Here is a 25,627-nt window from a genome sequence, read left to right on the forward strand (position 1 = left end):
CTTTAAGATTGGAAATAGTTGACTTTAATTTGTCTTGCAGCTTTAACTTCATCAAGGCGGCGAACCGATTTTTGATGAGGTGCTTCCAAAACAAGCTCAGGATTTTCCACAACTTCTTCAGCGATTTTTAGCATGGCTGTAACAAATTCATCTAAGGTTTCTTTCGATTCTGTTTCAGTCGGTTCAATCATCATGGCTTCCTCTACAATGAGTGGAAAATAAACAGTCGGCGCATAAAAATCATAATCTAGCAAACGTTTCGCAATGTCTAAGGTACGTACACCTTGTTTTTTCTGTATTTTCCCGGAGAGAACAAATTCATGTTTACAAATTTGATCGTACGGGAGAACATAAGCAGACGACAAACGTTTGGCTAAATAATTAGCATGTAAAACAGCGCTCTCAGATACTTTTCGCAAGCCAACTGGCCCCATGGTACGAATATAGGTATACGCACGGACTAAGACACCAAAGTTTCCGTAATAGCCTTTGACTCGACCAATTGAATCAGGATAGTGGTCATTTAGAGTATAACCGCTGTCCGTTTTTTCAACGCGAGGAATCGGTAAATAGGGCTGAATGTGTTCTTTCACACCAACCGGTCCTGCTCCTGGACCACCACCACCATGTGGGGTTGAAAATGTCTTATGAATATTCAAATGAACAATATCAAAGCCCATAAAGCCTGGTGACGTTTTGGCCATAATAGCATTTAAATTGGCCCCATCATAATAGAGTAACCCTCCGGCATCGTGGATAATTTCAGCAATCTCAACAATATCCTTTTCGAATAAGCCCAGCGTATTAGGATTAGTTAGCATAAGTGCTGCCGTATCATCCCCAACTTTTTGACGTAAATCTTCTACATCTACAAACCCTTCATCTGTAGTTGGAATACTCACAACATCAAAACCAGCAATATAGGCACTGGCAGGGTTAGTCCCATGTGCACTATCTGGAACAAATACTTTGGTTCGCTTTGTATCCCCATTTTTTTCATGAAAAGCTCGAACCATCATCAAGCCGGTCCATTCCCCATGCGCACCAGCTGCTGGTTGCAAGGAAATAGCATCCATACCAGTAATCACTTTCAAATCTTCTTGTAATTCGTACATCAGTTGTAATGCGCCTTGGACATGCTCAAGCGGTTGGAAAGGGTGAATATTAGCAAAACCATCTAGACGCGCTGTTACTTCGTTTATTTTAGGGTTATATTTCATCGTACAAGAACCCAAAGGATAAAAGCCATTTTCGATGCCAAAATTATCATGTGATAAACGGGTATAATGCCGCATTAATTGCAATTCACTGACTTCGGGTAAACGTGCCGCTTCTTGACGCAACAAGCTTTCTGGTAGTTTCCGTTCCGGTACGTCAGATTTTGGTAAGCTGTACCCCACTCGGTCTTTTCGACTTAATTCAAAAATGCTTGGATTTACGCTATTCATGCTAAGACACCTCCTAAAACTTCCACAAATTGATCAAGTTCAGCTTTTGTTCGTTTTTCAGTTACACAAAGCAAGAGATGGTTAGGTAAGTCATAGTCTTTAGCTAGCGAATACCCTCCAATAATTCCTGCTTCCAGTAGAACTTGGTTCGCCTCATCAGCAGAAAGAGGAAGTTCAATTATAAACTCATTGAAAAAGACTCCTTCATTAAAAAGTTTAAACCCTTTAGACACTAACTGATTGGCTAAATAACCAGCTTTATCAAGGTTTAGTTGAGCCATCTGACGGGTTCCTTCTTTACCAAACGAAGCCATTGCGACAGCTGAAGCTAAAGCGTTTAGGGCTTGATTGGAGCTCATATAAGAAGTTGCTTTTTCTCGGCGGATATGTTGCTCTCGACTCTGTAAAGTTAAAACAAAACCGCGTTTGCCATCTTGATCAACAGTTTCTCCAACAATCCGACCGGGTACTTTACGAATATCCGTTTTATTAACTGAGAAATAGCCACAATGCGGACCACCGTAAGACATGGGTATTCCAAATGGTTGGGTGTCTCCTACAACGATATCCGCACCCAATTGACCAGGTGTTTCAAGAAGAGCTAAAGCCAGTGGATTAGCCATCACAATAAATTTAATTTTAGTATCTGCTAAAAGTGCCTTTACTGCTCTTAAGTCTTCAATGGTCCCTAAAAAATTCGGATATTGAATGACAACAGCAGCCGTATCAGTGTCGATTGCTTCTTTTAAACGTTCTAAATCAGTTTGGTCAACTTTTAACGGAATCTCGACAATTTCACTTCCGCGTCCGGGAGCAGCGGTCTTTACAACTTGCCGTGCATGAGGATGAACCCCGTTTGACAGCAAAACTTTCTTTTTCCGGGTTTGAACTTGTGCCAAAGCGACTGCCTCACCCAGGGAAGCGGGACCGTCATACAATGACGAATTGGTTGCATCCATACCGGTTAGTTCACTTATCATAGTCTGAAACTCAAAAATGGCTTGTAATTCACCTTGACTAGCTTCAGGTTGATAAGGTGTGTATGCAGTTAAAAACTCAGAGCGTGAGATAACCGCATCCACAGCACTTGGAATTTCATGATCATACGTACCTGCTCCAAGAAAGATGGGCATATCCTGACTAGTCGTATTCTGAGCTGCCATTTTTTTCATATGTCTCAGCACTTCTCCTTCTGATAAAGGATCAGGCAGTGCGAGTTCTTCGGTCATTAAAATTTCTTTGGGGATATCCGAAAATAAATCATCTATTTTTTCTACACCAATTTCAGCAAGCATTTCTGAGACATCCTTGGAAGTATCGGGCAAATAACGGAAGTCTTCTTCAGTCATTATGCTTCCTCCTCCGCTAGAAATGCTTGATACGCTTCTTCATCCATCAAATGCTTGAGCTCAGAAGGATCAGAAATTTCCATTTCAATCATCCACCCTTGATCCATTGCGGATACATTAACCGTTTCAGGTGCATCAGCTAATTGCTCATTTTGTTTGGTCACAGTACCTGATACCGGTGCATACACATCTGAAACTGATTTTACAGATTCAACGGTTACAATATCATCTCCTACAGCTACTTCTTGTAAGTCAGAAGTATAATCAACGAAGACAATGTCTCCTAGCTGTTCTTGCGCATGTTCGGTAATACCAACTCGCGCTGTATTTCCTTCTATTATCTCTACCCATTCGTGTTCTTCTGTATAATAACGTTTTTTTTCTGTCATGATTGCTTCCTCCTAGTCTTTTTTGTAAAAAGGTTTTTTTATAATTTCTGCTGGAATTTTTTTATTTCGAATCTCAATCAAAAGCTGTTGACCAATTTGAGCTTGGTCACTATCTACAAGAGCCATCCCGATTCCTTTTTTTAAACTGGGAGATTGGGTTCCTGACGTCACATAACCGATTTCCTGACCTTTTTCTGAAAAAACCAGATAATTTTGACGCGGGATGCCACGTTCAAGCATCTGAAAGCTCACTATTTTCTTCACCGGTCCTGCTTGGCGCTGATGGGTTAATGCTTCTTGTCCCTTAAAGGCTACTTGCTTATCCGTCTTAACGGCAAATCCTAGCCCAGCCATAATGGGTGAAATGGTTTCGGTCAATTCATGACCATATAAAGGCAACCCGGCCTCTAATCGTAAGGTGTCTCGTGACCCTAATCCGCAAGCAAGCGTGCCGGCCTTTAGTAGTTGTTCCCAAACGCTTGGTGTTTCTTGAGCTGGTATATAAAGTTCAAAGCCATCTTCTCCTGTATAGCCGGTTCGAGAAACAAGAACATCTGCAACCTCACCAACAGATAGCGATTGGCTAAACTTATGGCGTTTTAATGTTTTTAAATCAAAGGTTGTTAGCGTTTGCATAACCATTTCTGCTTGCGGTCCTTGTACAGCAATCAGACCCACTGTTTGTGTCACGTTTTCTAACTCAACGTGTTGATTTTTTTTATTTTCTTTCAGCCATTGCCATACTTTTTCCGTATTACTGGCATTACAGACAACCCAATATTTTTCAGCGTGAAAACGATAGACCATCACATCGTCTACAGCCCCACCGTCATCTTGACAAATAATATTGTATTGAACATCATCATCAGCCATACGGCTAATATCATTTGTTACCAGACTGTTTAGATAGGTTTCTGCCTCCGGACCTGTAATTAAAATTTCACCCATATGCGAACAGTCAAACATCCCTACTGATTGGCGAACTGCTTGATGTTCTTTAATAATACTAGAAAATTGCATCGGCATTGCCCAACCACCAAAATCAACAAGCTTTACTTGATTGGCTTGATAGTAATCAAAAAGAGGCGTCTTCTTTAATTCTGCCATATTCTCACCCTTTCTCGTATGATTTCCTATTATCATTTTAGCACAGATTTATAAAATATCCTTATCGTTTTTACAGAATAACTGGTTGTTAGTTTTGGGATATCAGGTACAATATTAAGATGGTTAAACATTAAAAAAATATTACTTATATACAAGTTGGAGGAAATAGCATGAAAAAAGTACTCGTTGCCAATAGAGGCGAAATTGCCATTCGCATATTCAGAGCACTGGCAGAGCTTGGTATTGGAACTGTTGGAATCTATGCCCAAGAAGATGAAGGATCCGTCCATCGTTTCAAAGCAGACGAAGCTTATTTGGTGGGAAGCGGTAAAAAACCGATTGAGGCTTATTTAGATATTGAAGGGATTATTGCGTTATCAAAAGAAGCACAGGTGGATGCTATTCATCCTGGCTACGGCTTCTTATCAGAAAATATTCATTTCGCTAGACGTTGTCAAGAAGAAGGAATTAAATTTATTGGACCTGACCTTCACCATTTGGATATTTTTGGAGACAAAATAAAAGCTAAACAAGCCGCAATTGCTGCAGGGATTCAATCTATCCCGGGAAGTGATGGCCCTGTTTCAAATGCTGAGGAAGTTTTAGACTTTGCTGTCCAATATGGCTATCCTATTATCATTAAAGCTGCTTTAGGTGGTGGTGGCCGTGGCATGCGCGTTGCCCATAACGATGAAGAAGCAAAAGACGGTTTTATTCGTGCACGTAGTGAAGCTTTGTCAGCTTTTGGGGATGACCACATTTACGTTGAAAAATACATTCAAAATCCTAAACACATTGAAGTCCAAATTTTGGGAGATGAACATGGAAACATCGTCCATCTTTATGAACGGGATTGTTCGGTGCAAAGACGCCACCAAAAAGTAGTCGAAGTGGCGCCCTGTATTAACATGGCGGATGATTTACGCCAAGAAATTTGTCAAGCGGCCTTGCAGTTAATGCAACACGTGGGCTATGTAAATGCCGGAACAGTTGAATTCTTGGTTGCTGACGACCAGTATTACTTTATTGAAGTGAATCCACGTGTTCAAGTGGAACATACCATTACGGAAATGATTACCGGAATTGATATTGTTCAGGCTCAAATAAAAATTGCTCAAGGACAGGATCTCCATAAAGACATCCATATTCCTGAACAAGCCAATATCCCTTTAATCGGGGCGGCCATTCAATGTCGGATCACCACAGAAGATCCCTTAAATAATTTCTTTCCAGATACGGGGAAAATTAATACTTACCGCTCACCGGGCGGTTTTGGAATCCGTTTGGATGCAGGCAATGGGTTCCAAGGTACGGTTGTCTCGCCATTCTTTGATTCGCTCTTAGTTAAAGCGTGCGTACAAGCACCTACTTTTTCAGATGCCGTTCGAAAAATGGAACGAGCTCTTACTGAATTTCGAATTCGAGGAGTTAAAACCAATATTCCATTTTTACGAAATGTTATTCAAAATCCAATTTTTGCTTCAGGTGAAGCAACGACTACTTTTATTGATGAAACACCTTCTCTCTTTGTCTTTCCAGAAACCTTAAACCGGGGAAATAAAATGCTCGCTTATTTAGGGAATACAACTGTAAACGGATTTCCGGGCATTAGCCATGCACCTAAAAAATTCTATGAAAAACCACGTCTACCTAAAAAAATCATTTTACCTGAAAAGGAACTGGTGACGGCAAAGACTATTTTAGATCAAGAAGGCCCCGAAGCAGTTAGCCAATGGGTTAAACAACAATCCAAAGTCCTTTTAACCGATACGACTTTTCGAGATGCTCATCAGAGCTTATTGGCGACACGGGTGAGAACGACGGATCTGTTAGCTATCGCTAAACAAACCCAAGAAGGCATGCCGCAATTATTCTCTAATGAAATGTGGGGAGGAGCTTCCTTTGATGTTGCCTACCGGTTCTTGAGTGAAGACCCGTGGGATCGTCTTCGAAAACTACGGAAATTAATGCCCCATACGCTCTTTCAAATGTTGTTTCGTGGGTCTAATGCAGTTGGTTACCAAAACTACCCAGATAATGTATTAAAAGCATTTATTACCCAAGCGGCCGAAGCTGGTATTGATGTTTTCCGTTTGTTTGATAGTTTAAACTGGACGGCTCAAATTGAAAAGAGTATTCAATATGTGAGAGACGTCAACAAAATTGCAGAAGCAGCCATTTGTTATACAGGAGACGTCAATGATCCGAATCAAAGTAAATATACTATTGCTTACTATAAAGATATGGCTAGAGAACTGGAACATATGGGTGCTCACATTATTGCCATTAAAGATATGGCTGGTTTATTAAAACCACAAGCTGCATACCGGTTAATTAGTGAACTAAAAGAGACCGTTTCTTTACCTATCCATTTACATACCCATGATACTAGCGGAAATGGTATTTATACGCTAACTGAAGCCATTCGTGCGGGTGTTGATATAGTAGACGTGGCGCAAAGTGCACTCAGCGGAACAACGAGTCAACCTTCCATGAGTAGTTTGTATTACGCGCTTGAAGGTAGTTCGCTTGCACCTGATTTAACGATTGAAAATGTCCAAGAAATTAACCGCTATTGGGAAGATGTGCGTACTTATTACGATGGATTTGAAACTGGCATCCAGACCACTTCAACTGAAGTCTATCGTCACCAAATGCCAGGAGGTCAGTACACCAACTTGCAACAACAAGCCAAATCAGTTGGTTTAGAAGACAGTTGGGATACAGTAAAAGAAATGTATGCATCCGTTAATCAGCTGTTTGGTGATATTGTCAAAGTAACCCCTTCTTCAAAAGTAGTCGGGGATATGGCATTATTTATGGTTCAAAACCATCTGACTGAAGCGGATATTTATGAGCGTGGCGAAGATTTGAGCTTCCCACAATCGGTTGTGTCTTTCTTTAAAGGCGACCTTGGGCAACCGACTGGCGGTTTCCCGAAAGAATTACAAGCAATTATTCTTAAAGATCAAAAACCCCTTACTGTTCGTCCAGGTAGTCTAAGGCAACCCACTGACTTTAAAAAAGTTAGTATGGAACTCGCTGAAATAATAGGCCGTCAACCGAGTGAAGAAGATGTCCTTAGTTATTTAATGTACCCAGACGTTTTTCTAGGTTACTGTGATACCTTTAAAAAGTTTGGTGATGTGACGAAACTTGACACCCCTACCTTCTTCCATGGAATGCGGAAAGGTGAACAAATTGAAGTTGTCATTGAAAAAGGTAAAACGCTTATTATTAAGTTGAACCAAATTGGTGAACCAGATGCAGAAGGAATGCGTATCCTTTATTTTGAACTAAACGGTCAAGGCCGTGAGATTGAAATAAAAGATGCAAGTATTACAAGTACCAAAGCAATTCGAAAAAAAGCAGAACCTACTAATAAAGAACATATCGGCTCGACCATGCCCGGTTCTGTTTTAGAGATTCTCGTTGTAAAAGGTGATCGCGTTAAAAAAGGCGACCCGGTTATCATTACAGAAGCGATGAAAATGGAAACAACGATTCGTTCGACGATTAACGGTGTGATTGATCAAATCTATGTTACTGCCAACGATCGTATTGAAGCAGGAGATTTATTAATCGAAATTAAACCTAAATAAAAATAGGCAAGAACCTTTCATTGAGAGGTTCTTGCCTATTTTATTTAGTGCTTTTTCCAAATGGGTTTTGTGGAAATAGCCGCTTCGATTGCTTTATTGTCTTTTCTTTTTTCAAGATTTAGTTGCCGTCTCTTTTGATAATCTTGGCAAATTGCGATTTCTTCCTCTGATTCTGGTACGAGTTCTGGCATCACAAAATCTTTGTTGTTACGATTTTCTAAAACATAAGTCAAAAATGCATAGGCCACAACTCGCGATTGATTGGTCTTTAAATCGGTCGCAATCATTTTAGTAAAAGCCTCTACGGATGATTTGCCAGCACCTGATACATACGATTCAACATAAATTTCTTCCGTCTTATGAACCGGACTAACGAAAGTCATGACGTCCACCGTAGCCGTAAAAGAAGCGTTTTTTAGAAATTTAAAGGAGGCCCCTCCACCCGCACTATCAAAATGAGCCATGATATTTCCACCGTAATACGTATCTTTATCATTTAAGTCCCGATTAAAAACGAAGTCCGAACGAATGGTTCGCGTTTCATTACATGTTACTTTTGGTCTTTCATTCATTTTTTAACCTCCATAAAAAGTGTACTAGAAATAGTTTAACAGATTTTAAAAAAATAAAACCATTCTAAGCATTTTTTGCTTAAAAAGGTTTTATTTTTCTACTTGTTAGAAGGTCAATAAAGTGATCCGTTAAATTGGCTGTATATCCCCATAACGAATAGCCATTGATTCGATAAAAAGGAATGCGGTGTTTACCACCATTAAAACGATATCCTTTCCCGGTTGGAACCAAATCATAGGGAAAATCGTCATCGTGTTCCAGTACAAAACGAGAGGTATAGTAGGTAGGCCGATTTTTAATAAAATACTGAAGCGGAATCGTAAAAATTGCGGCGACTTCTGCCTCGTCATAGTGAATGGTTTCAAAGGGCGCTGTTAATTTACAAACAAAACAATGAATGAGACGTTCTTCGCTAACGATATAATCAATTTCACCTAGTAGTTCTATTTGATTGCGACTAAGATTTAGTTCTTCCATCGTTTCACGAATTGCTGCTTGTTTAAAACTTTCTCCCATTTCTACTGCCCCTCCAGGAAAGGAAGTTTGACCCGGTTGTGAAATTTTTTGACTCCGTCTTTCAAATAAGATGTGCCATTCACCTTCCCGCTGAATGAGTGGTAGCATCACTGAATAAAGGCGTTGATTACCGAGCGGACTGGGTTGGTAATCCGCTAACATATTTTCTATTTCTTCAATCATCGTAAACTCCTCCCCTTAAGTTGCTTCTAGTTTACCATTAATTAGATATTATCTCAAATTCGAAGTATTAAAATTTAAAAAAATACAAGTAGACCTAAAAGGTCTATTTGTATTTTTAATCGCACTCTTTATTCGATAACTATACCGATTGGCATGTCTGACTGCATTTCAATTGTAACCATGTCACCCGTTTTTAAGAAAGCAAGTTCGCGGCTGATAGAGACCGGAATGGTATAAATTTCTTCATTATTACCATCCAATGTGAAATAATAAACCGTTTCACCATTTACAACAACTGCTTGCAACAAACTGACTTTGCCGGAAATTGTTGTGATATCTCCTTCAAGAACCACTTCATCGTCATCAATAACTACTTCGCCACCATTATAAGATTGCCACGCTAGTTGCAAACTATTACCAATTCCAACTCGTTGGTAGTTTAAACCATCCACAAAGGCGTAGAGCTTAATTAAACCAGCAGAGTCTTTTAAAGACAGTTGGTAGACAGGTTTGCCGTTCATATTAAAGAGCAAAGGAAAGGTACTAGTATATTCCTTTTCTTGAACCGATCCTTCTGCACTGTCCATTGCGCTCCATTCCGTTGCAGTTGAAATATCATAACGATTTGACTCTTTTGTACGTGAATTAACCAGCAAAAATCCAACGTTCGACTCGTCAGAAGCAACAGAGGTTAAGCCCGTATAAAGGTATAAATCATTATCCAAAACGATATAGTTATAGCCTTTAGCATTTTGGATAACCCCACGTTTCGTAATGATACTATTCCAGAAGCCATCTTGAAACTGACCGTTGTAATTAACTTGGGCCATAATTAAATCAGCTGGGAAAACACGATCTACCCATTTAGGCATATCATCTAATCCGTAACGATTAATTTCACCTGATACTGCGTCAACTACAAAAGCACCCACTACATCCTTCGGTCCTAAATAACTAAATTGGCGCTTAACGATCGGTGCGACATAATAAGGATGACCCTCTTCATCTAATTCAAAAACCGGTCTTTCAAATAAAGTTGTTGGATGCTTCAAAAAGATGTGTCTCGTAATATCATCATTTAAAAATCCTGAATGTGAGTAGCGAATATTTTCTTCTAGATCAACTAAATCTGCATCTCCTGTTACCATGTCTACCATTACATAATGCGGAATCCCTTCACTCCGATTACTAAACCAACGCCAAACATTGACATACTCTAGCGGTGAGATACGAATAGAATCCCCACGGTAAGCAATCTGCGTAAACTCATTAGCAACGTTAAACTGTGAAACCAAGTCTAAGACTTCCCCAATTTTACGACTTCCCAACCGCTCCGCCATATCACGGTCGATTGTTGGTATTTCACTTGGATTTGTTATGGCCATATCCTCTTCAAAAACCCCAGTATCATGTGTAATGAGATTTGCGTAACTTTTCGATCTAAAAAATGGCATCCCAATCACTAAACTGACTACTAAAACTAAAATCCCAATCGCAGCAATAACACCATTTATTTTTAACACTTTCATATCTCTACGTGCATCTAGCGTATATGAAATTAATGCACTCACGGCCAGATATAAGAAAATGTTCATCCAAAATTCAAGCGATTGAAAAGTTAAAGGAGTCAGCGAAAAGTACCAATAAACGATAAATCCAATCAAGGGTAATCCGAATGAAATGGCTATGTTTTTCCAACCTTTGATCATTTAAAAACCTCCATTTCTTTTAATACAACTATTATAACATGTTTGTTCATAGTTAATCTTAAAAAAATGAGACTCCTTTTCCCAGCAATATTCACTGGTGAAAAGTGAGTCTCATTCATTATTTTAAACCTCCGGCTGTATAACAACCGTTTGATCCTCATAGGGTTCAGCTACTTCTTCAGGATCAGAGTCGATTCCAAACTGGCCTTTTATCTTATCAACAATTAAAGCGATGGCGTTATCTCCCGAGACATTACAAGCTGTTCCGAAACTGTCTTGTGTCAAATAAAGAGCAATCATTAAACTTGCCAGCGGTCCATTTGAAGCGATGCCGATAATAGGTAGGAATGGCAATGAACTCATAACCGCACCTCCTGGTGCCCCAGGAGCTGCGACCATACTAATACCTAGAATCATGATAAAGGGAAGAAACATTTTCAAACTGACATCCATATCATTCATCATTAAGATTGCTGTTGCAAATCCAGTTAGTGAAATCATACTACCTGACAGATGAATGGTCGCACCGAGCGGAACAACAAACTCACGAATACTCTTGGAAACGCCATTTGTTTTAGCGACTTCAACATTAATTGGAATTGTCGTTGCGGACGATTGAGTTCCAACAGCTGTTAACCAAGCAGGAATTTGATTTTTTAAATAGCGGAAAGGATTCGTTTTCGTAACTGCACCTGCTACACCATACTGGAAGAGTAGAATTAAGAAGTGCATTACAAAAATAATGACGAAGACACGCCAGAAAATACTTAACACACGCCAAACTTCACCCGTATAACTCATCAATGCAAAGGTTGAAGCGATATAGTATGGCAATAAGGGGATAATGGTTTTTGCCAATACCATTTGAATAATGGATTGGAAGCCATTAAATAAATCCCGCATCATTTCCCCTGTATTACTTGTTCGCTTGTTCCCACGTAAAGCTGAAATGCCAAGACCCATGATAAAAGCAAACACTAATGCCGAGGTTACATCCATTAAGGGTGAAAGTGGAATTGTAAAGAGCGGGTCGACAGTCGTCGCATTTGCATCTAAAACGCTCGCAGCTGTTTCACCACTGATGAAGAGTGGAAAGAGAAGTCTTGAAACGAGATAGGAAAAGGTTCCTGAAATCAAAGTAAATCCGTAAGCGAACCCCAACGTCAATCCTAATAATTTACCTGCTCCAGTTCTCAACTCGCCAATACCTGCTGTTACAAATGCCACAATCATCAAAGGGATGATAAACGAAATGTAGGCAGAAACAAAAGAACTAAAGGTTACAAAAAGACGTAACACATTTGCAGAGGCAAAAGAACCCACTACTATTCCTAAAATAATTCCTATTACTAACTTGGGAACTAAGCCCACTTTTTTCTTCATGATACCATCCTCCACTTTTATTAGAATACGATTAAATAATGTCTCTAACAATACACGATTTTTAATTTTTGTCAATCCTAGATAAGAAGAAACGGCTGATCTTTTTTGATCAACCGCTTGGTTTATTTCTTATGTGCTTCAATAACAGCCATAAATTCAGCACCGTAAGTTGCCAACTTACTCTGTCCTACCCCGTGAATTGCTAAAAAAGCTGAATCATTTGTTGGTAACTGGCTGGCCATACTAATGAGGCTTTTATCGGTAAAAACAACAAATGGCGGCTTTCCAATTTCCTTCGAAATTTGAAAGCGTAATTTTTTCAAAGCTTCAAATAATTCTTTATCATACTCTTGAGTATCTACTTTGTCGTGTGCCACTTTATCAACAATTTTATAAGTCATAAGTAGTTTATCTTGCGCTTGAAGCAAGGCGTTCGTTTTATTTGTAAAAGTTAAAATCGGATACTTATCTCCTGAGAGAGCCAAATAGCCATCTCCTATCATCAGAGAAATAATATCTTTAATCCGTTCATCAGTTTTTTTAGCCATGATGCCATATGTAGAGAGTTGATCAAATTGTAAACTACGAATACGCTGGTTGTTTTTACCACGCAACACATCTGTTACCATTCCAGCCCCAAACCGTTGATCCATACGATGGATACAAGAAAGGATTTTTTGACAGTCAACTGTTACATCAATGGTTTCGGTATGACCATCACAGTTGGAACACTGCTCACACCGTTCCCATTCTGGATGCTCATCAAAGTAATTTAAAATATAAGCACGTAGACATTGACCCGTTTTACAGTAAGTAATCATTCGGTTCAACTTTTCCTTAGCATGTGGCTGATTCCCTTGTTCAATTAGAAATGTATTGGTAATAATATCTTGACCTGAATAAAAAAGGATGGCTTCTGATGGTGCGCCATCACGTCCCGCCCGTCCTGCTTCTTGATAATAACTTTCCATATTTAAGGGCATATTATAATGAATGACTTTTCTGACGTTTGATTTATCGATGCCCATTCCAAATGCGTTGGTCGCAACCATAATCGGTTTCCGATCGTAAATAAAATCATCCTGGTTCTTGATACGCTCCTCAGCTGAAATACCGGCATGGTAATACGTAACGTCAAATCCTTTTTTGACGAGGTTATGATAAACACTCTCAACATTTTTACGTGTGTTGCAGTAAATAATAGTGGACCCTTCTTCATTAATACGGCTCAGTAAATCCTGACTTTTTTTCTTGGATTGGACGACTGAAAAGTACAAGTTTGGACGATCAAAACTTGCAACGAACTTATTTGGTTTTTGTAAACGCAGCTGCTGACTGATATCTTCTTGTACTTGTGTCGTTGCGGTAGCTGTAAAAGCTGCGAAAGGAACATGTTCGGGAACAATGTCTCTGAGTTGCGGTATGGTTTGGTAGCTCGGCCTGAAGTCTTGACCCCATTGTGAAATACAATGAGCTTCATCTACTGCAACCATATTAATATTCATATGGCTGATTGTATTTAAAAAGTGTTCGCTCGCAATCCGTTCTGGCGCTATATATAATAAATCATAATAACCAAACAGTGCTTTATCCATGGTATTTAGGTAGGTTGCCTTATCCAACTGACTGTTAATGAATCCCGCTCGAACACCCATTGTTTGTAAAGCATCCACTTGATCCTTCATTAAGGAGATAAGTGGAGAAATCACAATGCCGGTTCCTTCCATACAAATAGCCGGAATCTGATAACAAAGTGATTTCCCTCCACCTGTCGGCATGATTCCTAACGCATCTTGTCCCTTGAGTATGGCTTCGATTAGTTCTTCTTGTCCCGGTCGAAAATGGTCATACCCATAATATTCTTTTAATACTGTTTCAATTTTTTTCATCTCATAACCCCAATTAAAAATACTCTTTTAATAGTATACATGAAATCACGAGACGATGAAAACCTTCTTTAAAACTCATGACCTTTACTTGTTGGTAGTAATATCAAAAGTATAAAAATTATCGATTAATAAGAACAAGCGCAATAATGGTTAATAAAATTGCGAGTTGATTTTTCCTAGTTATTTTCTCTTTAAAAATTAAAATGCCTCCAAGATTAATTAAGATAATACTTCCAGCACTATAAATTGGGAAGGCAACCGATGTTTTTACAGTCGCTAAGGATAGAATTAAGAAATATGATGAAAATAAATTTGGAATTCCAACTACAAAGCCTATTACTATATCTTTTTTCGTAATTTTTTCTTTTCGCTTTACTGTGTAAAATAAGCTAACTAGAAAGGCTACAAAAAAAGTCGCAAAAAGAAAAATGTCTTTGTAATCAGCTAGGGCATATTTTTGGTAAATTTTATTAGAAAATTCAGCCATCCCTCCCAAAATAAATAAGATGATAAGCGTTGGTTTAATATCTAGCTTTTCAAGTGACTGCGGTGACAGATTAACCAGCAGAATTGAAAGCAAGGATAGAGTGATTCCAATCCATTGAATAGCGGAAGGAAATTCTCTCCAGATAATAATTGAAAAAATCATCGGAATAAGAATACCTAGTTTAGCTATAGTTCCTGACAGACCGACCCCATTCTCTTTGACACTTTTTTGGTAATAAAAAAAAGATGAAAAGAAAAAGAATCCTGCAATACTCCCACTTATAAGTCCCCAAATAATACTGGCATAAGGTGATAAAATAGCAGTTTTACCAAGATACAGTTGAGTTAATTCTTTTATAAATGGGGTATTTTGTTCCACATCTACTAATAAATCTCTTGTGATTATCATAAACAAGCTAGTCACAAACGCCATAAAATAATTCGCGCTTGTAATCACATAACGATTTGTAGGTATATTTTCTGTATATTTAAAAATAAGTGCGATGGATGCGCTACAAATAATTGCTAACAGTAGATAAGTCATATTTTCTCCCTTTTGATATCTTTTGTCGATACCCTATTTTATTACACAAAGGAAATTAAAGCTTTAAATAATTGAAGAAACACTGCCTTCAAATTATGAGGGCAGTGTTTCTGTTAGAATAGAGTGTTTGTCTTATAAATCTTCATTGTGTTCGACATTTGTTTTCTCAGTCAACTTTTTAAGCAGTGTCTTATTTAATTCTTTGTATTCTTTCATAGCGTATTTGGACATTTCTTGGGTTTCTTTGTTTAGATAGGAAGCGAGTTCCTTTGAATCCTTTTCAAGCATTTTGCTGGCTTCTTTATCTATTTTTTCTACTGATTTGTACATATAACCCCAGACTTTTTCTTGCACCGGCATCACTAATTCTGGTTTAAATTCGTTATAGTAAGGGTTCGTTAAGGCATTCGTTGTACGGTAATTCCAATATGCTGATGTTTGATCTGGTTCATCGGTTCCTTCTTGGTATTCTTTTGGTGTTTCAGTAATACCACTGTAGAAAGGAATATAATTGCTAGTTGACGCAACACCCATCGCAAGCCAGTGAATCCCACTTATTTCTTCTGGTACATCATTTCTAATTTGTAAAATATGTGATTCCATGGTGTTCGGCACACTGATAGGACGAAAAGCATCAGATTTTTCTCCACCAAAGGTATCGTATTCCGTATCATTAAAATGTGAACCTAAAATATCTGCAATATCTCGAGCAGTTATGGGATTATCTGATTTTTGGAAGAGATCAAATGTTTCGTCATCTATTTTTATATCAGAATCCGTTAACATTTTTTGTCCAGATAAAATTCTTGGAATGTTATATTGACTATCATCTGCTGTGTCGGCAAATATTTCTCTCATAGAAGCTTCTTCGAGGTTATCAGTCAAGTCATTATCAGTAATAAATTCTTGTAAACCTTTAGAATAGAGGTAGTTTTCTGAATCATCCCAGTCAATTTCTTGAATGGTAATCGTATTTGCAACAACCGCATAACTATCATCTGGAATTCGAGCGGCTACCCAATGATGGCCAGAAAGTGTCTCCATATACCACACTTCTTCATTATCAGAAAAAGCAATCCCGTTAGCTTCAGCAGCACCTTTTTCTTCAACAATTTCTCCTAATCTTTCGACGCCGCCTTTAGCAGATTCAATATAAGGTAATACGACTGTCAGCATGGCATCTTCTGCAATCCCGTCTTCTACTAAGGGATCAATTTCTAAAATACTTTCTTTAATCGTTGTTGATTCCGTCGCGCTCATGGCAACTTGTTTACTATTAATTCCAGCTTCTTCATATAGACCCTCTGAAACATCCCATTCTGGAGTAGCAGTGTATTTCAACTGCTCCTTTGGTAGTTCTAGAGAAAAACCATTTCCTTTCGACTCAAATTTTTTTTCATTTTTATTTGCTTCTCTGACGTAGAAATGTTTGGACCAAGCCGTTCCCATATCTTCATTCCTGGCAATCATCGTTGAACCATCTTCTGAAGCATCTTTCCCTACTAATACAGACGTACACGCTTCAACAAAGCCAATATTCGTTACCCATAGCATCCCAGTTACTGCAAAAATACTCGCACCTTTAATCAATTTCTTATTCACTATATTCTCCTCCTTATAATCAATCCTTTTCCTTCTGCACCAATACAATAGAGATATCTCTTTACTTAGCTTAAAGAAGTCTTTTTGGATGGGATCAACAGGTAACTTACTCGAACTCCTCTTAGCTTTGCACACTTATGATAGCACTTACATTATTGTTTGCATACTCTTTTTAGAGATTTTTCATCTGTTTCTAACTATTACAGGAAATATAACTGTTTGGATTGGTACCTTGGGGCTACTGAGTAAGTCTTTTTTCTTTACCTATTGAAATTTCAAATATTTTTTATTGGTCCGCGCTAAGGGTAGCTTATACAACAGCATTTACTTCCACACTTCTCTAATCTTTCCACAACACTTTTGGTACATTCTCTAACTTATTGTTAATACCGTTATGCTTATCATGACCTGCCTGCTATTAATACGCGATTATTCTTACATCTCTGCCAGTATATCCTATTCTAATTTGGCTATGTTTCAAATGTTTCCTTGGTAATTCCAGAGGAAAGCTGTTTCCTTTTGATTAAAACTTGCACTACTATTTTGACAATTCTAATGAAATACGTCTCAAAGAATAGAATGTTAATTCAAAGGCCCTTTTTTTATAATCATATTCAAGGTATAATCTTTTTTTAAAGTTTATGTCTTTGTTTTTCGTAAATTCACTACTGATATTATATATGAAAAAAGAAAGAGGCTATTACCGTGAGTTTAAATTTTATAATTGTTATTCCCGCACTTAATCCGGATGAGAAATTAATCCAGTTATTAACGTCTATTCGAAGTACAGTAAATGAAATTCCTATTATCATTATTAATGATGGCAGTTCAAATGAATATCTCAGAATATTTGAACAAGCAAAGCAATATGATTGTATTGTAAAAAATCACAAAACAAACAAAGGAAAAGGTGTAGCAATTAAAACTGCAATTAAGTATATACAAAAAAAGTTTCCTTCCATTGACTCACTAATAACGGTCGATTCCGACGGCCAACACACCGTACTAGACATCGTTGGTTGTATGGAAACAGCACGTAAAAATCCTGAGGCTCTCGTTCTTGGAACACGCACATTTGGTCGAAATATCCCTCTTAGAAGTAAATTTGGTAACATAGTTACGAGGAATATTTTGAAAATGACTACCGGCATAGCATTGGAAGATACTCAAACTGGTCTTAGAATTATTCCAAGAACCTTTTTTGATGACTTACTGTTACTAGAGGGTGACCGTTATGAATTTGAAACGAATATGTTAATAGCAACTAGAGAAAGCGAAGTCCCCGTTGTTTCACATCCGATTAGTACTATCTATATAAATGGAAATAAATCATCACATTTTAAGGTCTTTTCTGATTCCGTTCGGATATATAGTGTTTTCTTTAAGTATATTATCTCTTCTATACTAGCCTTTATTATCGATATTTCTGTTTATGCTATCTTGGTGCGTATTCTATTTCCTATAGGCTTTTTTGCAATTTACCTCTCTTCTTTTTTTGCTAGAGTTATATCTGCTCTTTTTAACTATACGCTAAATAAACGCTTTGTTTTCAGGAATAATTCTCATCTGAGTATGTTTAAATATTTTTCTTTAGCAATTATGCAAATTATACTATCTAGCTTTTTTATTCATTTCTTATCATTCTTATTTTCAACTCAGGCTACTGTCTTATTAAAAATAATAATTGACAGTATGCTATTTTTAGTAAGTTATTTTATTCAAAAAAAAATAATTTTTAAGGGGTAGAATTATGAGTTTATTAAGAAGAACACTCTATGGACTAACTATCTTGTCACTTATTCTTTATCTCTTATGGCGCATTCTTTATACACTGCCACTTGAAGATTCATGGTATGCCATCCTATTTGGGATTTTTTTAATAGGGAGTGAAATAACATCTAGTTTTACAGCTGCCATACTTATTTGGAGTAAACATAAAGAAGAGCCACTTGTTAAACCAGAAATAAGCGATTACCAATACCCTCATATTGATGTGTTAATCGTGACACATAATGAGGATATTGATATCTTATATAAAACTCTTAACGCCTGTAAAAATATGATTTATCCAGACTTGAGTAAAGTTCATATATATTTAGCAGACGATACGAACAGGGAGGAAGTAAAGAAATTAGCTCAAAAGTTTAGTGTTGAACACATAGGTATGGAATATAATAAACATGCAAAATCTGGAAATATTAACAATGCCTTATCAAAGATACATTCACCATTAATAGCTACCTTTGATGCTGATATGATTCCTTATTCTAATTTTTTAATAGAAACTGTTCCTTATTTTGTAAAACAGAAAGGATATAAAAAAAAATTAGGGTTTGTACAAACACCTCAAAGTTTTTATAACCCTGATCTCTTTCAATTTAACTTTTTTTCTGAGAAAAGCATCCCTAATGAACAAGATTTTTTTTCTAGAGAAGTCAATGTACTTAACAATGCCCATGAAGCGGCTGTATACACTGGTTCAAACACTGTTCTTCTGAGAGAAGCAATTGATAAAGTTGGTGGTTTCCCCACGGATACAATCACTGAAGACTTTGAATTAGGTGCCCTTATAAATTCACAAGGGTATAGAAGTATCTCTACTTTAGAACCTATGGCGTCTGGTTTAACACCCATGGATATCCCAAGTATGTTTAAACAGAGAATTAGATGGGCACGCGGCGTTATTAGAAGTGTGCATAATCTTAAAATTTTTACAAACAAAAATTTTTCATTACCCCAAAAAATGGTGTTCTTAAATAGTTACCTTTATTGGTGGTCCTTTCTTCGCCGTATTATTTATATAATGGCTCCAATCATGTTTACAGTTTTCAATACACGAGTGGTGGTAGCTGATATTTGGCAACTTTTTATTTTCTGGCTTCCAGGTTATATTCTCTTGCATTTAACAATGAAATTTACCGCAAGTGATATTCGTACTCAAAGCTGGGGTGAAATTCAGGAAACAATTTTTGCTCCGTACTTAATTGTTCCTGTTTTTTTAGAAACAATTGGTTTAAGTGAAAAGCAATTTAAAGTTACTAACAAAACTACACTTGATTCCTCTGGAAATATTTTACTGATGCTCCCCTATTTAACTCTATTACTATTAAGTATTTTGGGATTTATAAAATTTAATTATAATAAATTTGGTTCAGAAATTTTATATGGTAGTATTGTCTCTTTTTGGTTACTCGTACACATATTCAATTTAGTTTTTTCAGTATTATTTTTCTTGGGTCGCCCTATTTATCGTAAACATGAGCGATTTGATAGATATTTTCCAATACAATTTAATCATAATAATGGCCCTTGGATTAAATCTAATACTATTAACCTTTCCGAAAGTGGTTTGTCCTTTCATTCTTCTACAAAACTATGTTTTTCTAAAAACTACTCAATAAATATTTGTATTCAGAATAATGAAAAACAGTTACCAATGAAGGGGGTTATTATTCGGGAGGTAGAAAACGAGACCGGGTGGATTTATGGTGTACAGCTTGATTCTTTTGGTGATAGCGAGATATACAATAATTTTTTAAATATTGTATATGATGGTTATAATAATAGTCTTGCTAGACAAAGAGATCCGTGGATTACTCCTCTAGATCACTTAGTAAATACGCTGAAAATGCATATTTCATATTTAATTATACGTATCTCACCAGAAAAAAATAAAAAAAGTATTATAGATTCAGATGGGAAAATTATTATAAACGGATTTCAAGGAAAAATAATATCCGCCAATTACGATAAAATAATTATTCAATTTAATGACTACTCTGGTTCATTTGATGATTTATTTAAAATCGAATTACCTGAATATCAACTACAATTAAAGAGAGTAGCTATTGATAATGATTTACATGTTTTCGATATTATTAATAAAGAAAATATAAAGGAAAATCTTGATTTATTACTAACTCATTTATCTAAAGGAGGAAACAGAATAAATGACTTTAATTAGAATTCTCATTCTTATTTTCTCATTATATGGTGGAAAGCAATTTTTTGTTCGTAGAATGAAAATTCCTAACGAGTTAGGTTGGATTACTACCATTTGTTCAATTGTTTTACTTTTATATATAGCTGGATTTCTTAACTTATTGCTACCCGCTACTTTTTTAATTTTTATTGCATGTTCTTTTTATTGGGTGTATATACTCTTCATGAAGTTACGAAGTAAAGAACGTAGTATTCCTCATTTTTCTATGTGGAATGTGTGGTTTACTATCTATACAGCTCTTATTGGAAGTATATTAATGTTTACACAACTTGAACATTATGATAATTTCTCCCATTGGGCCCTGATTGTGAAATTTTTATTTACTGAGGGGCATCTTCCAACAAATGTCGACTCCATTATTAGTTATACATCTTACCCGATGGGCAGCTCATTATTTATTTATTACTCAACAGTTATAGCTGGATTCAGAGATAATGTCATGCTCGTGTCCCAGTTTATATTCATTGCATCTGCTCTATTTTCACTGGGCGTTTTTATTAGAGATAAAACAAGAGTTTTGACTATTTCTATCATGTTTTTTACTATAACATTATTTAATTATTTTAATACCTCGATTCGTTTAAATAATCTTTTAGTAGACTACTTGTTACCTGCTCTTGCACTATCTGGTATTGCTGCAGTTTATTCATGCAGAAAAAATATTAAACTTATGAGTTTTCTATTTTTCATCATCACAGCTGTTTTAAATCTTGTAAAATCAAGTGGTATATTTTTCAGCATAGTCATATTGTTCTATTTTATTTATAAGTTAATTCCACTAGTAATAGAAGAGAAATCAAAAACAAAGTCTTTACTGGTTGCTTTAATTGCTATTGTCAGTTCTTTTTCCCCAATAATGTATTGGTCTTATTATGTTAAAAATCATTTCGAGGTTACAAAACATGAAGTGAGTCTGACTAGCTATCAATCGTTATTCAAAGCTAAAGATTCTAATGTTACAAAAGATATTTTTAATAAGCAGTTTGATTATTTAACAGATATATATAATACAAATACACAGGGTATACTCTTATTTTTAATTATTCTACTTGGCGGCTATTTAATCATACGAATAGGAATAGGTAGAAAAAACTCTTTATTAAAAGTTTTAATAATTGGTATCTTTATTATTTTTTCATATTATCTTGGTATTTATTGTATGTTTTTATTCTCAATGCCTATCGATGAAGCCATTAGATTAGCAGGTATTGAGCGGTATGCTTCGAGTATCGTTATTTTTTCCTTAGGGCTTGCTTTTTCTGCCATAGCATTAGAAGTTGATTATTCACTCTATGAAAAAAACATTGCATTGCGAAACTACAAAAGCTATAAATCACTTCTCACAAAAAAAATATATCAGTATAGTACTATTATATTATCTTTTATATCTATCCTTTTATTATTATCAGAAGTAAATGGCATAAAGTATCATAATACACAATTTTATAAAAGTGTTCCCGGTCAGTTTCAAAAAGTGGTAAGTCAGCAATTTAATATAAATCAAGATCGCATTTTAGTAGTAACAACGGACAAAGAAAATTTAAATAGTTACTATACTAATTTTTTCTCTAAATATTATTTGTATTCTACAAACGTCACGCCAAAAGATGATTTTATGATGGATAGCCAATCCTTTAGGACTTTTATAGAATCTTTTGATTCGATTATTATTTTGGAAGATCATTGGACGTTTAAGGAACTCATGGAACAATTAACAGGAGACGTACCAAAGATAGGGAGTTATGCTGTTAAAGATTTATTAGATTAAGTTTTTATACCAAGAACCTTTGTTGTAAAAATTGAATAATCTCGTTAGTAAATTAAAAAACACTCCACTTAAAATAATTATTTTAAGTGGAGTGTTTTTTAATTTATGAATTTGAACCAAACAAAGTAGTTCTCTCTGCTTTACTAAAAAGTACTCTAAGTAACAATCGGTATGTCAAGAATTTTCGTAGGAAATTATTTCGCTTGGTTATAAACATATATACAATAGCTTAATCCATATGTTTGAACTTCCTTACTTCCGATGACTCATGTTTTCATAACAAGTCTTTAAATTTTTTATTAGTTTTCACTATGAAAATATTCCAATCCGGCATAGGTGCGAAGTAATCGTTTGATCAGAGGTGTTCTGAATGGAATGAGCTGCATTTTCCATAGAAAATTTGAGGTGTGCTGGGGTTAGCGTTCCAATGGGGATTTCTTTAATATCTACCAGTCCACATATTACCCTGAATAATTCATAGTTTTTCTAAAATGCTCTCTAAGCGTTGTTCCAACACTGTTTTTTGTTTAGTTATCCGACACCCTTTGGGTGTACAAAAAGAACCCCAATCTGCTATGGTTAAAGCGACTAAACTAAACCATGAAAGGGGTTCTCTCAATGGCTACATTACAGGAAAAACGCGTAAATTTCAACTCAAACATGGTCGTAAATAATACGGGCGGAAATCTTTCCACCGATTCTGGGCTGATTTTGGTAAAAGAATTCATGGATTCCATTGGCTTCTCAACATTAGCTACCCATTCTCTCACCTTCCAGGACAACCGACACTACTGGCATCATGACAACATTTCCTTGCTGGAGCAACTCTTGTTCTAGTTGATTGCCGGATACGCTACGGATTCTTCCGCCAATTTACTGAAGGAAGATCCTATTTTCCGTTTGGTGCTTGATAAGGACGGGATTGCATCGCAAGCGTCTCTTTCTCGGTTCTGGGACCGAATAACGGAGGCAACCATCTCCCAATTCCAAAGCCTGAATCAAGCCATAATTGATAAAGCGCGGACGAAACGGAATGCGACCGAACTCATCATCGATTTGGATTCCACTCATTCCGATACATTCGGTAATCAAGAGGCTGCCAACTACAATGCCCACTATGGCACGAACGGGTACCATCCCTTGGTCGCTTTCGATGGCCTAACGGGTGATTTCCTGAAAGCAGAACTTCGTTCTGGCAATGTTTATACCTCAAATGGGGTGAAAACATTTCTGGAGTTAATGCTGGAGCATTACAGCCACACCCTCCCGTGCACCGATATCATGGTGCGTGGAGATAGCGGATTTGCGACACCGGAAGTCTATGATACCTGTGAAACCTACAAAAGTTATTATGTGATTCGCCTCAAGGCGAATGCGAAACTGGCCAAGTTGGCCGAATCTTTCGTCTTGATCGGCGACGACCATCCCTGGGAACACCGGGAAGTCTACTATTACTCGACAACCTATCAAGCCAGCAGTTGGGAAAAAAAGAGGCGTGTCTGCATCAAATCGACACGCGATGCAGGGGAATTAACGTTTCGCCATGAATACTTGGTGACGAACTTTTCGGAGAATGTATCCGCCAAAGTAATGTTCCAGCTGTACCACAAGCGTGGCACCATGGAGAATTATATCAAGGAAGCGAAGAACGGTTTCCATTTCGACAAGACGGATAGCTCCTGTTTTCTGGAAAACCATGGCCGGATGATGGTAAGCCTCTTGGCTTACAACCTGGTCAACTTCATGAAAACAATCTGTTTACCGGCGAAAGAAGCGGCCTTCCAAGTAGACACCTTGCGCCTGCGCCTCTTCAAAGTGGCTGGCAAGCTGGTCCGCAGCGGCCGAAAGTTGTTTTTGAAGACGAGCTCTTCCCATGTCTACCAAAACCTGTTCTACCACTTATTGGACAAAATCCAGCAACTCTGTTGGTAGGGCCGAGAGCCAACTGAAATTTTAAAAAAATTAATGAATTCCAAGGGGATCGTGCGCCCAAAAACCGGAAGTTTTTCGTACTGATTCTTGAACGCAAACAAAATTTGAAACAATGGTGCGATTCACATTCGGAATACAATGATAAAAAAGTATAAACCAACGGTTTTCCTAAATTAATAAGGAAAATTTAGAAGTATGAATAATTCAGGGTAGTAATAGATTAATAATATGATTCTTAAAGGATGATGAAACGTTATGGTAGGTGAGAGAGAATAAAGAGTGAAATGACTGGACGCAATGAGCGCCGCTTATTCTGATCTCGAAGTGAATAAGAATCCTTATATACACCAGTTGCTCTTTAGTCTAGCAAAGCAGCTGAGTAAAGGAAAAGATGCCCATGCCGTGTACCATCATCTTCGCCAAGAACTTCGAGGCTATACCTTGGGAAATCGTTTGAAGATGCCTGAGGCAAACTATATGAGTTGGCACGAGATAACCAACAAGATGACAGGAAAAGTTATTTTAAACCCTTTTGGAAAAAATAACGGGCAGGTTAGTATGATAGCAATCAAATCTTTACACTCTTTTTTATCAGTGAAGTATCATCTCCCTTTTTAATGTGTGTATCAAATGAAGGTAGGTATTTTAATAGTCTGAAAATAAGAAACATTTTATAGAACTTACTTTTTTCAATTTTATACAATTTGTTATCTTTTTATTGAGTATTTTTGCAGTTTAAATTAAAAAAACTTAACTCTTTAAACTACTAAAAGTAGAAATTGTTCTATCAAGAAAGAGAAAATCCCAACAAAGAGCCCTGCGAAAATGGCTCTGTACAGTATATGAAGATCAGGCCAATATTTATCCATGATTAAATTATAAATGGTGAGAGAAATTCCTATACCTAACCCAAATCGCCAGTTTATCTTCATGGTACAACTCTCCTTTTAGTAGCAAAAATTTATTAAACCTTGTTTAAAAATTCTATTCTGTGTGAAAATTCCTACGAAATTTTAAAATTCATTGCGCTCCTGTTTAGACAAAAAATTGATTCTATCTTAATTCATTACTCTAGCTATTGTGTTTTTCCTTTTTCATACTTAATCTATTTTGCTCTTAGGTTACATCTTTCAGATAATATGCA

Annotated in this window: 17 protein-coding genes and 1 pseudogene; 6 read left to right on the plus strand and 12 right to left on the minus strand. The window is 36.7% G+C overall.

Annotated features, from left to right (window positions below; genetic code table 11):
- Nucleotides 1-2: 2 nt before the first annotated feature.
- The 4 genes from gcvPB to gcvT are packed head-to-tail and all read right to left on the minus strand — an operon-like array spanning nucleotide 3 to nucleotide 4,293.
- A complete protein-coding gene (gcvPB, locus tag BW727_RS05970) occupies nucleotides 3-1,448 on the minus strand; it encodes an aminomethyl-transferring glycine dehydrogenase subunit GcvPB (RefSeq protein WP_062472262.1) in 1,446 nt (481 codons plus the stop codon).
- Complete coding sequence (gene gcvPA, locus BW727_RS05975; protein ID WP_062472259.1) at nucleotides 1,445-2,797, minus strand: aminomethyl-transferring glycine dehydrogenase subunit GcvPA; 1,353 nt, start codon at nucleotides 2,795-2,797, stop codon at nucleotides 1,445-1,447. Before gcvPA ends, gcvPB begins: the two co-directional genes overlap by 4 nt.
- On the minus strand, nucleotides 2,797-3,186 hold the full coding sequence (gene gcvH, locus BW727_RS05980) for a glycine cleavage system protein GcvH (protein WP_062472257.1): 390 nt from the start codon (nucleotides 3,184-3,186) through the stop codon (nucleotides 2,797-2,799). The genes gcvPA and gcvH overlap by 1 nt, the downstream gene beginning before the upstream one ends.
- A gap of 12 nt (nucleotides 3,187-3,198) precedes the next feature.
- The gene (gene gcvT, locus BW727_RS05985) at nucleotides 3,199-4,293 is read right to left on the minus strand and encodes a glycine cleavage system aminomethyltransferase GcvT (RefSeq protein ID WP_062472253.1); all 1,095 of its coding nucleotides are present in this window, start codon (nucleotides 4,291-4,293) and stop codon (nucleotides 3,199-3,201) included.
- Nucleotides 4,294-4,463: 170 nt separating this feature from the next.
- On the opposite strand from gcvT, the gene BW727_RS05990 reads away from it, so the two are divergent.
- Nucleotides 4,464-7,895, plus strand: coding sequence for a pyruvate carboxylase (locus BW727_RS05990; RefSeq protein WP_062472250.1), 3,432 nt, complete (start codon nucleotides 4,464-4,466; stop codon nucleotides 7,893-7,895).
- Nucleotides 7,896-7,939: 44 nt separating this feature from the next.
- Here the strand turns inward: BW727_RS05990 and BW727_RS05995 are convergent, their stop codons facing one another.
- From BW727_RS05995 to BW727_RS06025, 7 genes are all read right to left on the minus strand, one after another.
- Nucleotides 7,940-8,467: an acyl-CoA thioesterase gene (locus tag BW727_RS05995; RefSeq protein WP_062472246.1), complete on the minus strand. Its 528-nt coding sequence runs from the start codon at nucleotides 8,465-8,467 to the stop codon at nucleotides 7,940-7,942.
- Nucleotides 8,468-8,546: 79 nt separating this feature from the next.
- Nucleotides 8,547-9,167, minus strand: a complete 621-nt coding sequence (locus BW727_RS06000) for an NUDIX hydrolase (protein WP_062472243.1) — start codon at nucleotides 9,165-9,167, stop codon at nucleotides 8,547-8,549.
- Nucleotides 9,168-9,295: 128 nt separating this feature from the next.
- On the minus strand, nucleotides 9,296-10,876 hold the full coding sequence (locus BW727_RS06005; protein ID WP_062472240.1) for a hypothetical protein: 1,581 nt from the start codon (nucleotides 10,874-10,876) through the stop codon (nucleotides 9,296-9,298).
- A gap of 123 nt (nucleotides 10,877-10,999) precedes the next feature.
- Nucleotides 11,000-12,259, minus strand: coding sequence for a dicarboxylate/amino acid:cation symporter (locus tag BW727_RS06010; protein WP_062472237.1), 1,260 nt, complete (start codon nucleotides 12,257-12,259; stop codon nucleotides 11,000-11,002).
- A 122-nt stretch (nucleotides 12,260-12,381) separates the two neighbouring features.
- Complete coding sequence (gene recQ, locus BW727_RS06015; protein WP_062472234.1) at nucleotides 12,382-14,148, minus strand: DNA helicase RecQ; 1,767 nt, start codon at nucleotides 14,146-14,148, stop codon at nucleotides 12,382-12,384.
- Between the two features lie 118 nt (nucleotides 14,149-14,266).
- Nucleotides 14,267-15,178 (minus strand): SMR family transporter, encoded by a 912-nt coding sequence (locus BW727_RS06020; RefSeq protein ID WP_062472231.1) that lies wholly within the window; start codon nucleotides 15,176-15,178, stop codon nucleotides 14,267-14,269.
- A 132-nt stretch (nucleotides 15,179-15,310) separates the two neighbouring features.
- Entirely contained in the window at nucleotides 15,311-16,780 is a 1,470-nt protein-coding gene (locus BW727_RS06025) for a C69 family dipeptidase (protein WP_227807158.1), read from the minus strand.
- A 705-nt stretch (nucleotides 16,781-17,485) separates the two neighbouring features.
- On the opposite strand from BW727_RS06025, the gene BW727_RS06030 reads away from it, so the two are divergent.
- From BW727_RS06030 to BW727_RS10925, 5 genes and pseudogenes are all read left to right on the plus strand, one after another.
- Complete coding sequence (locus BW727_RS06030; protein WP_062472229.1) at nucleotides 17,486-18,526, plus strand: bifunctional glycosyltransferase family 2/GtrA family protein; 1,041 nt, start codon at nucleotides 17,486-17,488, stop codon at nucleotides 18,524-18,526.
- A 4-nt stretch (nucleotides 18,527-18,530) separates the two neighbouring features.
- The gene (locus BW727_RS06035) at nucleotides 18,531-20,744 is read left to right on the plus strand and encodes a glycosyltransferase family 2 protein (RefSeq protein WP_062472226.1); all 2,214 of its coding nucleotides are present in this window, start codon (nucleotides 18,531-18,533) and stop codon (nucleotides 20,742-20,744) included.
- On the plus strand, nucleotides 20,731-22,551 hold the full coding sequence (locus tag BW727_RS06040) for a hypothetical protein (protein WP_062472224.1): 1,821 nt from the start codon (nucleotides 20,731-20,733) through the stop codon (nucleotides 22,549-22,551). Before BW727_RS06035 ends, BW727_RS06040 begins: the two co-directional genes overlap by 14 nt.
- Nucleotides 22,552-23,169: 618 nt before the next feature.
- Nucleotides 23,170-24,483, plus strand: a pseudogene (locus BW727_RS06045) (IS1380 family transposase).
- Between the two features lie 297 nt (nucleotides 24,484-24,780).
- The gene (locus BW727_RS10925; RefSeq protein ID WP_062470569.1) at nucleotides 24,781-25,101 is read left to right on the plus strand and encodes a bacteriocin immunity protein; all 321 of its coding nucleotides are present in this window, start codon (nucleotides 24,781-24,783) and stop codon (nucleotides 25,099-25,101) included.
- Between the two features lie 140 nt (nucleotides 25,102-25,241).
- Here the strand turns inward: BW727_RS10925 and BW727_RS10610 are convergent, their stop codons facing one another.
- Complete coding sequence (locus tag BW727_RS10610; protein ID WP_156179563.1) at nucleotides 25,242-25,415, minus strand: hypothetical protein; 174 nt, start codon at nucleotides 25,413-25,415, stop codon at nucleotides 25,242-25,244.
- Nucleotides 25,416-25,627 lie beyond the last annotated feature (212 nt).

The sequence above is a fragment of the Jeotgalibaca dankookensis genome (assembly GCF_002005405.1).
Classification (GTDB): Bacteria; Bacillota; Bacilli; order Lactobacillales; family Aerococcaceae; genus Jeotgalibaca; species Jeotgalibaca dankookensis.

Bases quoted from the DNA above. Each gene is read 5' to 3' on its own strand.
- gcvPB (WP_062472262.1), bottom strand. From the start codon at position 1,448: ATGAATAGCGTAAATCCAAGCATTTTTGAATTAAGTCGAAAAGACCGA.
- gcvPA (WP_062472259.1), bottom strand. From the start codon at position 2,797: ATGACTGAAGAAGACTTCCGTTATTTGCCCGATACTTCCAAGGATGTC.
- gcvH (WP_062472257.1), bottom strand. From the start codon at position 3,186: ATGACAGAAAAAAAACGTTATTATACAGAAGAACACGAATGGGTAGAG.
- gcvT (WP_062472253.1), bottom strand. From the start codon at position 4,293: ATGGCAGAATTAAAGAAGACGCCTCTTTTTGATTACTATCAAGCCAAT.
- BW727_RS05990 (WP_062472250.1), top strand. From the start codon at position 4,464: ATGAAAAAAGTACTCGTTGCCAATAGAGGCGAAATTGCCATTCGCATA.
- BW727_RS05995 (WP_062472246.1), bottom strand. From the start codon at position 8,467: ATGAATGAAAGACCAAAAGTAACATGTAATGAAACGCGAACCATTCGT.
- BW727_RS06000 (WP_062472243.1), bottom strand. From the start codon at position 9,167: ATGATTGAAGAAATAGAAAATATGTTAGCGGATTACCAACCCAGTCCG.
- BW727_RS06005 (WP_062472240.1), bottom strand. From the start codon at position 10,876: ATGATCAAAGGTTGGAAAAACATAGCCATTTCATTCGGATTACCCTTG.
- BW727_RS06010 (WP_062472237.1), bottom strand. From the start codon at position 12,259: ATGAAGAAAAAAGTGGGCTTAGTTCCCAAGTTAGTAATAGGAATTATT.
- recQ (WP_062472234.1), bottom strand. From the start codon at position 14,148: ATGAAAAAAATTGAAACAGTATTAAAAGAATATTATGGGTATGACCAT.
- BW727_RS06020 (WP_062472231.1), bottom strand. From the start codon at position 15,178: ATGACTTATCTACTGTTAGCAATTATTTGTAGCGCATCCATCGCACTT.
- BW727_RS06035 (WP_062472226.1), top strand. From the start codon at position 18,531: ATGAGTTTATTAAGAAGAACACTCTATGGACTAACTATCTTGTCACTT.
- BW727_RS06040 (WP_062472224.1), top strand. From the start codon at position 20,731: ATGACTTTAATTAGAATTCTCATTCTTATTTTCTCATTATATGGTGGA.
- BW727_RS10925 (WP_062470569.1), top strand. From the start codon at position 24,781: ATGAGCGCCGCTTATTCTGATCTCGAAGTGAATAAGAATCCTTATATA.
- BW727_RS10610 (WP_156179563.1), bottom strand. From the start codon at position 25,415: ATGAAGATAAACTGGCGATTTGGGTTAGGTATAGGAATTTCTCTCACC.